Annotated in this window: 15 protein-coding genes; 6 read left to right on the plus strand and 9 right to left on the minus strand. The window is 72.6% G+C overall.

Annotation, left to right across the window (positions count from 1 at the left end; genetic code table 11):
* Positions 1-52: 52 nt before the first annotated feature.
* From ACFYWQ_RS33275 to ACFYWQ_RS33285, 3 genes are read right to left on the minus strand one after another with little or no spacing between them, the layout of a single operon-like run.
* Entirely contained in the window at positions 53-832 is a 780-nt protein-coding gene (locus tag ACFYWQ_RS33275; RefSeq protein WP_389521679.1) for an ABC transporter permease, read from the minus strand.
* Complete coding sequence (locus ACFYWQ_RS33280) at positions 829-1,602, minus strand: ABC transporter permease (RefSeq protein ID WP_389521680.1); 774 nt, start codon at positions 1,600-1,602, stop codon at positions 829-831. The genes ACFYWQ_RS33275 and ACFYWQ_RS33280 overlap by 4 nt, the downstream gene beginning before the upstream one ends.
* The gene (locus ACFYWQ_RS33285) at positions 1,599-2,570 is read right to left on the minus strand and encodes an ABC transporter substrate-binding protein (protein ID WP_389521681.1); all 972 of its coding nucleotides are present in this window, start codon (positions 2,568-2,570) and stop codon (positions 1,599-1,601) included. The genes ACFYWQ_RS33280 and ACFYWQ_RS33285 overlap by 4 nt, the downstream gene beginning before the upstream one ends.
* Before the next feature lie 133 nt (positions 2,571-2,703).
* Here ACFYWQ_RS33285 and ACFYWQ_RS33290 point away from each other — a divergent pair, with 133 nt between their 5' ends.
* Complete coding sequence (locus ACFYWQ_RS33290; RefSeq protein WP_389521683.1) at positions 2,704-3,570, plus strand: IclR family transcriptional regulator C-terminal domain-containing protein; 867 nt, start codon at positions 2,704-2,706, stop codon at positions 3,568-3,570.
* Here ACFYWQ_RS33290 and ACFYWQ_RS33295 read toward each other — a convergent pair.
* Genes ACFYWQ_RS33295 through ACFYWQ_RS33305 form a run of 3 tightly spaced genes read right to left on the minus strand, consistent with a single transcriptional unit; the run spans position 3,485 to position 5,666 of the window.
* Positions 3,485-4,435, minus strand: a complete 951-nt coding sequence (locus ACFYWQ_RS33295) for a PDR/VanB family oxidoreductase (RefSeq protein WP_389521685.1) — start codon at positions 4,433-4,435, stop codon at positions 3,485-3,487. The genes ACFYWQ_RS33290 and ACFYWQ_RS33295 overlap by 86 nt on opposite strands.
* Entirely contained in the window at positions 4,432-4,602 is a 171-nt protein-coding gene (locus ACFYWQ_RS33300) for a hypothetical protein (protein WP_389521686.1), read from the minus strand. Before ACFYWQ_RS33300 ends, ACFYWQ_RS33295 begins: the two co-directional genes overlap by 4 nt.
* A complete protein-coding gene (locus ACFYWQ_RS33305; RefSeq protein WP_389521688.1) occupies positions 4,599-5,666 on the minus strand; it encodes a Rieske 2Fe-2S domain-containing protein in 1,068 nt (355 codons plus the stop codon). The genes ACFYWQ_RS33300 and ACFYWQ_RS33305 overlap by 4 nt, the downstream gene beginning before the upstream one ends.
* A 226-nt stretch (positions 5,667-5,892) precedes the next feature.
* Between ACFYWQ_RS33305 and ACFYWQ_RS33310 the strand changes: the two genes are divergently transcribed.
* Positions 5,893-6,351, plus strand: a complete 459-nt coding sequence (locus ACFYWQ_RS33310; RefSeq protein WP_389521690.1) for a hypothetical protein — start codon at positions 5,893-5,895, stop codon at positions 6,349-6,351.
* Here the strand turns inward: ACFYWQ_RS33310 and ACFYWQ_RS33315 are convergent.
* From ACFYWQ_RS33315 to ACFYWQ_RS33325, 3 genes are all read right to left on the minus strand, one after another.
* Positions 6,290-8,119 (minus strand): FUSC family protein, encoded by a 1,830-nt coding sequence (locus ACFYWQ_RS33315; protein ID WP_389521691.1) that lies wholly within the window; start codon positions 8,117-8,119, stop codon positions 6,290-6,292. The genes ACFYWQ_RS33310 and ACFYWQ_RS33315 overlap by 62 nt on opposite strands.
* A 71-nt stretch (positions 8,120-8,190) precedes the next feature.
* Positions 8,191-8,952 carry an IclR family transcriptional regulator gene (locus ACFYWQ_RS33320; RefSeq protein WP_389521693.1) on the minus strand — a complete coding sequence of 254 codons (762 nt, stop codon included), beginning with the start codon at positions 8,950-8,952 and terminating at the stop codon, positions 8,191-8,193.
* A 94-nt stretch (positions 8,953-9,046) separates the two neighbouring features.
* The gene (locus ACFYWQ_RS33325) at positions 9,047-9,811 is read right to left on the minus strand and encodes an SDR family NAD(P)-dependent oxidoreductase (protein WP_389521694.1); all 765 of its coding nucleotides are present in this window, start codon (positions 9,809-9,811) and stop codon (positions 9,047-9,049) included.
* Positions 9,812-10,070: 259 nt separating this feature from the next.
* On the opposite strand from ACFYWQ_RS33325, the gene ACFYWQ_RS33330 reads away from it, so the two are divergent.
* The 4 genes from ACFYWQ_RS33330 to ACFYWQ_RS33345 all read left to right on the plus strand — a co-directional run bounded on the left by ACFYWQ_RS33330 (position 10,071) and on the right by ACFYWQ_RS33345 (position 13,680).
* Positions 10,071-10,817, plus strand: coding sequence for an SDR family NAD(P)-dependent oxidoreductase (locus tag ACFYWQ_RS33330; protein ID WP_389521695.1), 747 nt, complete (start codon positions 10,071-10,073; stop codon positions 10,815-10,817).
* A 166-nt stretch (positions 10,818-10,983) separates the two neighbouring features.
* Entirely contained in the window at positions 10,984-12,336 is a 1,353-nt protein-coding gene (locus ACFYWQ_RS33335) for an MFS transporter (protein ID WP_389521697.1), read from the plus strand.
* A gap of 42 nt (positions 12,337-12,378) precedes the next feature.
* The gene (locus ACFYWQ_RS33340) at positions 12,379-12,672 is read left to right on the plus strand and encodes a YciI family protein (protein ID WP_389521699.1); all 294 of its coding nucleotides are present in this window, start codon (positions 12,379-12,381) and stop codon (positions 12,670-12,672) included.
* Positions 12,673-12,873: 201 nt separating this feature from the next.
* Complete coding sequence (locus tag ACFYWQ_RS33345; RefSeq protein WP_389521701.1) at positions 12,874-13,680, plus strand: IclR family transcriptional regulator; 807 nt, start codon at positions 12,874-12,876, stop codon at positions 13,678-13,680.
* Positions 13,681-13,746 lie beyond the last annotated feature (66 nt).

Raw genomic sequence — 13,746 nt, forward strand, 5'->3', positions numbered from 1 at the left:
TTTCGAACCGTTCGAGGACGGCACCGTCCGAGGACGTCACCGTTCGAGGACGTCACCGGGAGCGCCGGGTGGCGGCGCGCAGACCGTGGTACCAGCCGAGCATCCGCCGCTCGACCAGCTGGAAGAGGACCGACAGGACGAAGCCGAGCAGGCCGAGCAGCAGGATCCCGGTCCACATGTCCGGGATGGCGAAGCCGCGCTGGAACTGCACGATGGTGAAGCCGAGGCCGTTGCTGGCGGCGAACATCTCGCTGATGACCATCAGGATGATCCCGATGGACAGCGCCTGGCGCAGGCCCGCGAAGATCTGCGGACTCGCCGAGCGCAGCACCAGGTCCCGCAGCCGCGCCACGCCCGTGATGCCGTACGAGCGGGCCGTCTCCGCCATCACCGGGTCCACCGCCCGCACGCCCTCGACGGTGTTGAGCAGGACCGGCCACACGCAGCCGGCCGCTATCACCACGACCTTCATGGTGTCGCCGATGCCTGCGAACAGCATGATGACCGGCACCAGGACCGGCGGCGGCACCGCCCGCAGGAACTCCAGGACCGGCTCGCACACCGCCCGCACCCGCCGGTAGGACCCGATGACGGTGCCCAGCGCGACCCCCGCCACGGCCGCCAGCGCGTAGCCGCCCGCCAGCCGCAGCACGCTCGGCAGGACGTCCGCGCGCAGCCGCTCGCCCGTCCACACGTCGGGGAAGGTCTCCAGGATCGTCCGCAGGGGCGGCCAGTACACGTCGGTGCTGTGCGCGGACGCCGCCCACCAGACGGCGACCAGCACGGCCGGCAGGGCGAGCACCAGCACCGGCCGGAGCAGCAGCCGTCTCACACCGCCACCTCCCCGCGCACCGACTGGTGCCAGCCCAGCGCCCGGCGCTCCACCGCTCGCGCCCCGACGTTGATCAGCAGGCCGAGCAGACCCGCGACGACGATCAACGCGTACATCTCGGGCACCGCCTGCGAGGTCTGCGCGACCGCGATGCGGGCGCCCAGTCCCGGTGCGCCGATGACCAGTTCGGCGGTGACGGCGAGGATCAGCGCGACCGCCGCCGCGAGCCGCACCCCGGTCATGACGTAGGGCAGCGCGGTCGGCCACAGCACGTGCCGCACGCGCGCCCAGGGGCCGAGGCCGTAGGAGCGGGCCGTCTCCTCGGCGACCGGGTCGACGTCCTGGACGCCGTACAGGACCTGGATGAGGACCTGCCAGAAGGAGGCATAGACGACCAGGAGGAGGACCGAGCGCAGTTCGGTGCCGTACAGCAGCACGGCCAGCGGGATCAGGGCGACGGACGGGATCGGGCGCAGGAACTCGATCGTCGAGGCCGTGCCCTCGCGCAGGTACGGGACGACGGAGATCACCACCCCGGCGACGACGCCCGCGGCGACCGCGAGCGCCAGGCCCAGGGCCCAGCCGGTGAGGGTGTCGCCGAGGGCCGTCCAGAAGGCGCCGTCGGCGAGTTCGTCACCGAGGGCCGCGAGGATGCGGCTCGTCGGCGGGAAGTAGGCCTCCTTGACCAGGCCGAGCCGCGGCACCGCCTCGCCCAGGGCGAGGAAGGCCGCGAGCCCGGCCGCGCCGAGCGCGGCGTTGCCGCCCCTCACGGAAGCAGCTCGTCCAGGTCGGGGTCCGCCTTGAACAGGCCGTCCTCGTCGCCCAGTTCCTTCAGCGCCTCGATGGAGGAGCGGTTCGCCTCGGCGGGCCACTTCGGCAGCGTCACCTGCTCCAGCACCGCGGCCGGGATCTTGGTGTACGTGGTGACGATCTGCCGGACCTCGTCCGGGTGGGCGTCGGCGTAGGCGAGGGACTCGGCCGTGGCCTGCTGGAACTTCTTCACCACGGCCGGGTTCTGCTGCGCGTACTGCGCCGAGGTGAAGTACATGGCGACGGTGAGGTTCGCGGCGACGTCGACCAGGGGCGAGGCGATCTCCACGCCGCCCTGGCTCTTGACGGTGGCGAGGGCGGGCTCGACCACCATCGCGGCGTCGATCTGCCCGCCGTCGAGGGCGGCCGGCATCTGGTCGAAGGGCAGCTCGACGAACTTCACCTTGTCCGGATCGCCGCCCGCGGTGCGCACCGAGGCGCGTACCGCGGTCTCGTTGATGTTCTTCAGGGTGTTGATGGCGACCTTCTTGCCCTCCAGGTCCTTCGCGGACTTCAGCGCGCTGCCCTTCTTCACCGTGATCGCGCCGAAGTCGTTCCCCTGCACGCCGGTCGAGGCGATGCCGTTGGCGACGGCCTTCACGGGCACGCTGTTGGACTGCGCGACCATGAGGGAGGTCATGTTGCTGAAGCCGAACTGGAACTGGCCGCTGACGACGCCCGGCACGATCGCCGCGCCGCCCTGCGCGGTCGTGATCGACAGCTTCAGGCCCTGCTTCTCGTAGAAGCCCTTCTGCACGCCCAGGTAGACGGGTGCCACGTCGACGATGGGAATGAGACCGAGCTTGACGGTGGTGGTGCCCCCCGACGACGTGCCCTTGTCCGACGGACCGGAGTCGTCGGACGAGCCACAGGCCGCCGTGGCGAGCAGGAAGGTGCCGGCCGCGAGACCGGCGAGCAGACGACGCATGGCTCCTCCTGTGCAGACAAAGGTGTTCCGACAGGCTGTGCGCACCCCGCACAGTAGTGCTCAACTGGCGTGCAGGGAACGTAGAACCACGCGTTCGACCGGGTCAATGGGTTGGCTGACGAAATCGTTGACAATGTGGAGGCGCCGGTTGTCCAGCACTGGCCGCGCAGCGCACTTCGTGAGGTCCTTCGAGCGGGGCCTCGCCGTCATCCGCTCCTTCGACGCCGAGCACCCCGCGCGCACGCTCAGCGAGGTCGCCCGCGCCTGCGGCCTCACCCGCGCCGCCGCCCGCCGTCTGCTCCTCACCCTCGCCGACCTCGGCTACGTCCACTGCGACGGCCGTCTCTTCCGGCTCACCCCGCGCGTGCTGGAACTCGGCTACGCCTACCTCGCCGGCCTGACGCTGCCCCAGCTGTGCCTGCCGCACCTCGAACAACTCGCCGCGGACGTGGGGGAGTCGTCCTCGCTGTGCGTCCTCGACGGCGACGACGTCGTCTACGTCGCCCGGGTCCCCACCCGCCGCATCATGTCCGCGACGATCACGGTGGGCACCCGCTTCCCGGCCCATGTCACCTCCGTCGGCCGGGTGCTACTGGCCGCCCTTCCCGACGAGGAGCTCGACACCCGCCTCGCCCGCGCGGACCTCAGCCCGCTCACCCCGCGCACCCTCGTCACCCCCCGGGCCCTGCGCGCGGAAATCCTGCGCGTACGGCGGCAGGGACACGCCCTCGTCGACCAGGAACTGGAGGAGGGGCTGCGCTCGGTGGCCGCCCCGGTGCGGGACCGGGACGGCACGGTGGTGGCCGGTGTGAACATCGCGGTGCACGCCGGCCGTACCTCGGTGGAGTCGGTCCGCCGGGACCTGCTGCCGCGGCTGCGGGCGGCGGTGGCGCGGATCGAGGCCGACCTGTCGGTCACAGATCCAGCACGAGCCTGCGCCCCCGGCACCGGGACACACAGATCATCATCGTCTCCCCGGCCTCCCGCTCCGCGGGGGTGAGCACACTGTCCCGGTGCTCCGGCACGCCCTCCAGCACGTCGGTCTCACAGGTCCCGCAGGTCCCCTCGGCGCAGGAGAACAGCACCTCCACCCCGGCGGCCCGGACGGCGTCCAGCACGGAGACGTCCGCCGGGACGGTCAGCGTACGGCCGCTGCGCGCGAGCTCGACCTCGAACCCGGCCCGCGCCCCGCCGCCCCGCCCCTCCTCGGGCCGGAACCGCTCCACGGACAGCGCACCGGGCGGACACCGCTCGGCGACCGCGTCGAGCAGCGGGCCCGGTCCGCAGCAGTACACCAGGGTCCCCTCGGGCAGCCCGGCCAGCGCGGAGTCCAGGTCGAGCAGCCCCGTCTCGTCCTGCGGGGCGAGGGCGACCCGGTCGCCGTAGCGCGCCAGTTCACCGGTGAACGCCATGGAACCGCGCGTGCGGCCGCCGTACAGGAGCCGCCAGTCGGCGCCCGCCGCCTCGGCCGCCGCGAGCATCGGCAGGAGCGGGGTGATGCCGATGCCGCCCGCGACGAAGCGGTAGCCGGGCGCGGGCCGCAGCGCGAAGCGGTTGCGGGGGCCGCGGACCCGCACGGTGTCGCCCGGCACGATGTGCTCGTGCACATACGCGGATCCGCCCCGCCCCGCGGGCTCCCGCAGGACCGCGATCCGCCAGCCGGCCCGGTCGGCCGGATCGCCGCACAGCGAGTACTGGCGCTCCAGTCCCGGCCCGAGCAGCAGGTCGACGTGGGCGCCCGGCTCCCAGGCCGGCAGCGGTTCGCCCCGCGGGTGGCGCAGGGTGAGCGCACGGACCCCGTCGGCCGCCGGTTCCGCGCCGGCGACGACGAGTTCGGCTTCGTACACGGTGTCGTACGCGGTCATGAGGCCTTTCCTCGCGGCTCGTGGCCCTCGGGGTGGGCGAGCATCCACCCCCACATCTCCACCGGGTCCTCGGCGCTGTGCTCGGCCCCGCAGTGGCAGGTGCCGTGCAGGACGTCGGTGCCCGGCAGCCAGTCGACGCGGTAGACCTCGCCGGTGGCACCGCTCACCGGGCCGCCTCCACCGGCTTCTCGCCCTCCTCCACGAGCCGGGCGAGGATACGGCGGGCGGCCAGACCGCCGGTGTCGATGTTGATGCTCAGCTCCTGGTAGCCGGCGCGTTCCGAACCCAGCGTGCGCTGGAGCAGGTTGAGCGCGTCGACGTCCTGCATGACGACCGTGTGGTTGTTGGCGCGCAGGAACTCGGTGACCTCGGCGTCGTCCGTCGCCCAGTCCCGCGAGACCATCCAGAAGTCGTACACCGTGCCGTCCGACGACGGGGTGATCGCGTACGTGATCTCGGTGTGGAAGCCGCCCGGATCGCTGCCGTCCGCCTCCGGCAGCACGCCCACCGGGGCGATCCGGCTGTGCAGCAGGTACAGACAGGGCGCGTGGTACTCGATGTCCTGCCAGCGCGTGATCCGGCCCTCGATGCCGGTCGAACGGGCGTAGAACGGCGGGCACTCGGCGTCGTCCATGCGCCGGCTCACCCGGACGATCCCCGCCCCCTCGTCCACCTCGGTGGTGATCGGCGTCTCCGCGACCTCGGGGGTGCCGATGTAGCCGCCGTGCAGATACGTCTCGTGGGACAGGTCCAGCAGGTTGTCCACGAGCAGCCCGTGGTCGGCGTCGATCGGCTCCATGCCGCGGACGGTGGTCCAGCCGGGCGAGTCGAGATGGCGGGCGCGCGGGATCGCCCCCGGGTCGGCCAGCGCCGGGTCGCCGATCCACACCCACACCAGGGAGTCCTGCTCGACGACCGGGTAGGAGGCGACACGGGCGGTGCGCGGCACGCGTTTCTGCCCCGGCACGTACACGCACGTCCCCGTCGTGTCGTAGGTGAAGCCGTGGTAGCCGCACACGATGCGGTCCCCGTCCCGGCGGCTCTCGGAGAGCGGGTAGCGCCGGTGCACACAACGGTCGTGCAGCGCGACGGGCGTCCCCTCCTCCTCCGTCCGGTAGAGGACGAGGGGCTCCCCGAGCACCGTCCGGCCGAGCAGCCCCTCACGCCCGACCTCGTGGCCGTAGGCGGCGACGTACCACTGGTTCCTGGCGAAGGCGGTGATGTGCGGCATGGCGTTCGGCTCCCGTCGTTGGGTCGTGGCGACATGGTCGGGACGGGCGCCGGGGGTGCGCAAGAAGGCTTCCGTGACACGGAAGACCAGCCGGAAAGTGCCTGGTGAGAGGCGTGACGCAGCGGAATTTTCAAGGACGGTGAGGGGCCGGACGGCACGTCTCGAAGGTCGAGGCGGGCAAGGCCGGCTCACCGTCCGGCAGGTCGCTGCGGCGCCCGCGGTCGACGTGCGCGCCAACGGCACCCCGGTGGTCGAGGACCCGGCCAACCCGGACGAAGCCAAGGCCGAGGTACCGGCCGGAACGGTCCGGGCCGACGTGGTGCCGCCCGGCACGGACACCGTCGCCATCGGGCCCGCCGACCTGGACCTCGCCGCGGACACCAGCACGGTCGCCTACGCCTGGGGCAGCGCCGACGACAGGAGTCGCCGGCTGAAGATACAGACGTTCGACGAGCAGCCCGCCCGCCCCGGCCGGCGCGCCCGCGGAGCGGAGTGCCTGCCGGGACCCCGGGCGACGACACTCGCGGTGCGGCCCGCCCCCCGGCGGGCGCGCGACGACGGATCGCGGGACCTGCTGGGGGACCGCATCGCGGGCGGCACGGGATCGACGGCCCCACGCGGTCTCAGTCAGACGGGCCACAGGGCGTGGAGGGAAGGGACATCCTCCGCCTGTGCATCGTCGTAGGGCCGGAGGAGAGGGTGTCGCGGGTCTTTGCGACGGTGGCCACCACGCAGGCCGCGTGTACCGGGTCGGTGGCTCGGGGCTCGGGCTTCCACCGGGTGAGCAGCAGCACGTCCCGCGCGGCACCGGCGGACAGGGCCGTGGCGGCATCGGGGTGCCAGACCGCGGCCAGCGCGTCGTGGGCCAGGTCGCCCACGGCCCGGTCGACGGGCAGCCAGGCAGCCAGCGCCGGGTCGTCGGAGAGTGCGCGGATGAGCATCCCGTTGTGCCGTTCGCGTTCGTAGGCGACGTCACGGCGGGCCTGGCGAGCCTCGGAGGAGGCCGGTTCGCCCTGGTCGACGCAGGCCAGCAGCCGGGCAATGGCGTCCACCGTGCGGTGGTACTGGCGGACCTGGGCGGCCCGGGGCCCCCGCCGTCCGGTGGTCCACAGGACGAGCAGCGCCACACCGCAGCCGGTCAGGGTCTCGACGACGCGGTCGGCGAACAGGTCGCCGACCGCCGGGTCGGGTGAGGAGGCGGTGTTCGCCATCATCGCCATCGCTGTCACCGCTACGACGGCGAGCGTGTACTGCCGGCTGAGCAACAGGTTCATCCCGTACACACCGATCAGCAGGATGACCACTTGCCCGGACCTGGTCGGGCCCAGGGACCAGACCCCGGCCACCACGAGGACCCCGAGCAGGGTGCCGAGGACGCGGTGCAGGACCCGTTCGAGGGTGAAGTCCCGGGCGGCGCCGGAGTGCAGCACGACGGCCGAGGAGAGCACGGCCCAATAGGGGTGCCCGATCCCCAGGAACTGGGCGATCAGCACAGCGGCACCGGCGGACAGGGCGGTGCGGCCGGCGGTGAGGCGGGCCGGGGAGTGCCGGTCCAGGGCGTGCCCGAGCAGCCGGCGCGGCGCCGGCCGCCCGACGTGACTGTCTCGCGTCTCCGCGTATCCGGCGACGGTTCCGGGAAAGTGGTCGGCCACCAACCGGTGGGCCAGTCTCGACTCGATGTGCAGCAGGTCGTCGGCGAGCGCGCGGTGCGCGGCGTTGCGGGCGTGCCGCGCGGCGTGGAGCACACCCCAGGCCCGGCGGACGGCACTGGTGGCGTGGTCGCGGGCGGTGAGCAGGGGCTCGTCGGCCCGGCGGTCGGGGCGTCCGGGCATTCCGGTGCCGTCGGGGTGCGCGGGCATCCCGACGTAGAGGTCGACGGCGTCCCGGGCGGCAGCCACCGCGCTCCGCTCGGGGTGGCCAGGACGCACCGCCAGGTCGGCGAAGCTGAGCAGGCCCGTCAAGAGGGCGGAGCCGAAGGTGACAAGAACGATCTGCCATGCCTTGTCCGTGTGGCTGCCCAGATAGGCGCCCAGGGCGCAGGCGAAGAACGTGTTCAGCGGCCCGGGACCCGGCTCGACCACGAGGGCGTGGTACAGGGTGACGGCCACCAGGGTGACGGCGGCCAGGGCCGGGGCCATCAGCCGGGGCAGGGGCGAGATCAGCACTCCGAGCGCCATCGAGCCGGGCAGGACGCAGGCCACGACCGAGAAGGTGCGGATTCGGGAGCGGAGCGGCCGGCCGGTGTTCCACAGGGCGATCAGGGAGCCGAACAGGGCCATCGGACCCACGTCCAGGCCCGCGATCGCGGTGATCACCAGGATGGGGACGGCCATCACCAGCGACGTGTACAGGGCCGTACGCCACTGCCCCGGAGCCGGTGCCGGTGCGCACCGGAAGAAGGCGACGACGTGGGCGTGTGTCCCGCTGGTGGCCTGGGCCGAGCCGGGCGGCATGGGGGAGGGTCTCCTTCGGGTTGCTGTCGGGTGCCGGCCACCGCGGGGGACGACGTCGGGCGCCTCGCGGGTCAGGTGGCCGACGGGCGCAGGAGTCCGGCGGCCCCGCGCAGGGCCGCGGCGTGCCGGGCCCGCTCGGGGTCGCCGCCCCGGTCCGCGGGCATGGATGCCATCAGGGCCAGCCGGTCCCGCCAGCTGTTGCCGGTCAACGGCACGGCGACGGCGTTCATGCCCGGCACCGACTCGCCGACGCTGTCGGCATGGCCGAGTGTGCGGATGCGGGCCAGTTCGGAGAGCAGGGCCGTGCGGGAGACCACGGTGTGCTCGGTGACGCCGGTCAGCCGCTCACGCGGGTAGAGGGCGCAGACCTGTTCGGTCGTGAGCTGTGCGAGCAGCACCTTGCCGGCCGACGTGGCGTGCGCGGGGTGGGCGCGGCCGATCTCCAGGACCGCGCGCACGGGGTGGGGCGACTCCCGGCCGTCGGTGATGATGACCTGGTCGCCGATGAGGGCGGCGGTGCTGATGGTCTCACCGGTGGCGGTGGCGGCCGCGTCCAGGACCGCCTGGAGGCGGGTCCTGGTCTCGGGGTCGTAGCCGGCCGGCCGGCCGAGCGTGACCAGTTCGGGCCCCGCCGAGTAGCCGCGTCCCGAGGCGTCACGGGCAGCGAAGCCGCGGGCCTCCAGGGTGCTGAGCACCCGGTGCGCGGTGGAGCGGGCCACTGCCAGTTCCCTGGCGGCCTCGGTGACCGAGAGGGTGTCATGGGTGAGGAACAGCCGCATCATGCGCAGTCCGGTGTCCAGTGACTCGATGACGTAGCTCTTGGTGTCGGCCACGGTGTCCTCTCGGTGGGCTACGGGTGCCGGGTGCCGGGTGTTGCCGGGTCGGTGGGGCGGCACCCTGCACCCGGCACCCATGATCCCGGGCCGGTCACACGGCGGTGTAACCACCGTCCACCACCAGCTCGGTGCCGGTGACGAAGCGGGACTCGTCCGAAGCCAGGTAGAGGACGCCGTACGCGATGTCCTCGGGGGTGCCGCGGTGGCCGACCGGGGTGCCGTCCAGCATCCGCCGGGCGTAGGCGGCGGCCTCGGGCGACGGGTCGGCGGAGAGCGACTTGCTCAACTCGGTCTCGATCGAACCGGGGTGGACGGAGTTCACCCGGATGCTCGCCTTGGCGTAGGTGGCGGCGTCCGCCTTGGTCATCAGCCGGACCGCGCCCTTGGCCGCGTGGTACAGCGGGATACGGGCGCCGCCGACCAGTCCGTAGATCGACGACATGTTGATGATGCTGCCGCCGCCCTGCTCCAGCATGTGCCGCACGGCGTGCTTGGTGCACAGCCAGACGCCCTTGACGTCGACGGCGAAGAGGAGGTCGAACTCCTTCTCCTCCACCTCGTGGGAGGGCTTGATCGGGCCGGGCACACCGGCGTTGTTGACCAGAACGTCGATCCGGCCGTAGGTGGCGGCGATGTCGTCGAACGCGGTGCGCACCGACCTCTCATCGGTGACGTCGACCTGCCGGTAACCGGCAGGGCCGCCCCCGGCGGACGCGGGAACGCCGTCGGCGGGGGCGAGGTCGGCCACCACGACGGTGGCGCCTTCCGCGGTGAGGACCTTGCCGATCTCCGCACCGATGCCGCGCGCCCCGCCGGTGATGACGGCGACCTTGCCGTGTACGCGTCCGTTTGCCATGGCCGTGTGCTCCTTCATGTGCTCTTGAGCCTCGCACCCAGTCCAAAAATCGTCCTGCTGTGCGGGACAGTTTTGCGAAGGGAATCCATGAGACTGTGAACCGAACTCCTTTTTCGCAGCCTACACCTCGACGGCAAGCGTCCGTCCATGTCGATAGCTGTCCTGCCTGTCGGGACAGGGGCGTATTGACTGACGGTCTGCAAAAGGATTCGATGCCAGTCCCGCCCCTCCCCCCTTCCCCCCGACCCTGGGAGCAGCGTTGTCCACCCCTGAACCCTCCCCCCGCGTTCTCGTCGTCACCGGAGCCGCGTCCGGCCTCGGGCGTGAGATCGCCGCCCAGGCCATCGCCCTGGACTGGACCGTCGCCCTGCTGGACCGGGACGCGCGGTCCGTCACCGCCGCCGCCGACGAACTGGGCGCCCTGGCCGTCCCCGCGGACGTCACCGGCCCGGCGGAACTGGGCACCGCCTTCGCGACCGTCGTCGAGCGACTGGGCCGGCTCGACGGCCTGGTCAACAGTGCGGGGCTGACCCGGCCCGGCCCCTCCAGCACCTTGCCGGAGACGGACTGGCGGACCGTGGTCGACGTCGACCTCAACGGCACCTTCTACGCCTGCCAGGCCGCCTTTCCGCACTTCGCCCCCGACGCCGCGATCGTCAACCTGGCGTCGATCGCCGCCGCCCGGGGCCTGCCGGAGCGCACGGCGTACTCCGCGGCGAAGGCCGGCGTGGTGGGCCTCACCCGGTCCCTGGCCGCCGAATGGGCGCCCCGCGGACTGCGGGTCAACGCCGTGGGCCCCTCCTGGGTCGACACCCCGCTGATCCGGCGGATGACCGAGGAGGGTGCCATCGACCTGAAGGAGATGACCGACCGGGTGCCGCTGGGCCGGCTGGGCACCCCGAGGGACGTCGCCGAGGCCGTGCTGTTCCTCCTGGACCGGACCCGTGCGGGCTACATCACCGGACAGACGCTGTACGTGGACGGCGGCTTCACCTGGGCCGGCTGACCGGGGCGGACGAGGCGGAAAGTATTCCATTGGACGGAATGGCTGTATCGCGGACCGTGTGGCTGAGGCCACGCTCATCCCCCGTCGCATGCGAACCGCACAGGAACTCTCTCCTCGCGTGTGAACCGCACAGGAACTCTCTCCGCGAGCCGCGTTCGGAGGATCCATGTCCGCTCACTTCCCGTCCCCGACGGCCGCCCACCCGGCCGTCCTTCCCCCCGCCCCGCAGGCCCAGCCCAGGAAGGCCGCGCTCGCCGCGTTCCTGGGCAGCATGCTGGAGTACTACGACTTCTTCATCTACGGATCGGCCGCCGCCCTGGTCTTCCCGACGCTGTTCTTCCCCTCCGGCAACCAGACCGTCGGCACCGTCTCCGCCCTCGCCACCTTCGGCGTGGGCTACGCCGCGCGTCCCCTCGGCGGCATCGTCCTCGGCCACTTCGGCGACAAGGTGGGCCGCAAGAAGGTCATGGTCTTCACGCTGCTGCTGATGGGCCTCTCCAGCCTCGTCGTCGGCCTGCTGCCCACCTACGAGCAGGTGGGCATCGTCGCACCGGTCCTGCTGGTGCTCGCCCGCCTCGGCCAGGGCATCTCCGCGGGCGGTGAGGCGGCGGGCGCCAGCACCCTGACCCTGGAACACTCCCCCGAGGGACGCCGGGGCTTCTTCACCAGCTTCGCGATGTCCGGCACGATGGCCGGCATCCTGCTGGCCGGCTTCGTGTTCATCCCGGTGGCGGCCCTGCCGGAAGCTCAGCTGATGTCCTGGGGCTGGCGGGTGCCGTTCTGGCTCAGCATCGTCATGATCGTACTGGCGTACCTCGTCCGCCGGCGTCTGGACGAGACCCCGGCCTTCGAGGCGGTGGCGGCCGGGGAGGAGGCCCCGCCGCTCCCCCTGGCACATCTCTTCCGCACCCAGTGGGCGGACGTCCTCAAGGTCATGTTCGCCTCGCTCTTCGCGGTGTTCCAGACCGTTTTCATGGTGTTCGGCCTGGCCTACGCCACCTCCGACGCGGTCGGACTGGAGCGGTCGACCATGCTGTGGGTGTCGGTGGCCGCGAACGCGGTGGCGGTGGTGGCGGTGCCCGCCTCGGCGGCGCTCTCGGACCGCGTCGGCCGCCGGCCGGTGTGGATCACGGCCGCCCTGAGCTGCGCCGTCCTGGTCTGGGCGTACTTCTGGGCGGTGTCCACCGGCAGCCTGCCGTTGATCGTCCTGGTGGCCGTGCTGCTCAACGGCGTCGCCTACTCGGGCATGAACGGCCTCTGGCCCGCGTACTTCTCCGAGCTCTTCGCCGCGCGGGTGCGCTACTCCGGGTTCGCCACCGGCAGCCAGTTCGGCTTCCTGCTCGCCGGGTTCGCCCCCGCCATCGGCTTCGCGATCATGGGGGACGGCGTCACCGGCTGGGTGCCGGTCGCGGCCTTCGCCGCAGTCTGCGGCGTGGTCTCGGCGGTCGCCGTCCTGACGGCCCGCGAGACCCACCGGGTCCCCCTGGCCGAGCTGGGCAAGCCGCTGCCCCGCCACTGAACGGCTCGCACCTCCGCCCACCCACGGAACGAAGGAACCCCCATGCCGGTCTACACCGTCACCTACACCTACACCGACGACAGCGCCGGTCGCGACGAACACCGCCCCGCCCACAAGGAGTACCTGGCCGGGCTCGGCGACCGGGGCGTCAACCTCTGCTCCGGGCCGTTCGGCCCCCAGGAGGCCCCCGGTGCCCTGCTCCTGATCCGGGCCGACAGCAAGGAGGAGGCCGTCCGGTACACCGAGGACGATCCCTTCCGGCGACATGGGCTGGTCGGCGCCGTCGCCGCCCGGGAGTGGCTCCCCATGCTGGGACGGCTGGCCGCGGAGATCTAGGGCGCTTCTGACGGATCTCCGCGGCGCCCTAGCCAGCGCCTGTCCGGCGGCGTCATGCCGCGGACGCGGGGTCCCGCACCCCCGTCCGCGGCGTCGCCGGCCCGCGCCGGCGCTCCGGGCGCCCCGGCACCCCGCGGCGGTCCTCGGCACGCTGGTGCGCCCACGAGACGTATGCCAGTCTGGAACGGAAGGTGACCGTACATGGCCAGGTCCAGCGCCGGTGAGTCGGTGCTCAGCCGCGCGATGCGCGTCCTGCGGCTGTTCACGGCCGACTCGCCCGCGCTCACCGTGTCGGAGATCGCCCGCCGGGCCGACCTCCCCATCGCGACGGCCCACCGCATCGTGGGAGAGCTGGTCGCTCTCGGAGCCCTCGACCGGGCCGAGGGCAAGCAGGTGCGCATGGGCTACCAGCTCTGGGAACTGGCGTCCCGATCGTCCCGGGTCCTCGATCTGCGCGAGGTCGCGATGCCGTTCATGGAAGACCTTCAGGCGGTGGTACGGCACCACACGCAGATCGGTGTGCTGGAGGGCACTGACGTGCTGTACCTGGAACGGCTCTCCGCCCGTGGCGCGGTGCGGAACATCACCAGGATCGCCGGCCGGCTGCCGATCCACGCGACCTCGGCCGGCCTGGTGCTCCTCGCCCACGGTCCGCTCGAACTCCAGGAGGAGGTCCTGTCGCGGCCGCTGCGGCCGTACACGGCCCGGACGGTCACCGACCCGGTGCGGCTCCGCTCGCTGCTGGCACAGATCCGCCGTGAGGGATTCGTGGTCGCGGCCCAGATGATCAGCGAGGCGGGCACCGGCGTCGCGGCCCCCGTCCGGGACGCGGGCGGCGAGGTGGTGGCGGCCCTCTCCGTCGTCGTCCCGGCCGCCGACCCGAGCCCCCACACCCTGGTGCCGGCGCTGCTCGCGGCCGGCCGCGGCATCTCCCGCGCCCTGGGCGCTCCCACCGCCGACGAGGACCTGCTGCGCAGCCACGGCCCCCGGCTGCCGGGCGACAGATGACGACGGTTCTCCCATTGGGCGGAAAGCGTGTTGTGGGCGCCCCCGTCCGCGTCGCACGCTGGTCGC

It is taken from the genome of Streptomyces sp. NPDC003247 (assembly GCF_042888135.1).
GTDB lineage: Bacteria > Actinomycetota > Actinomycetes > Streptomycetales > Streptomycetaceae > Streptomyces.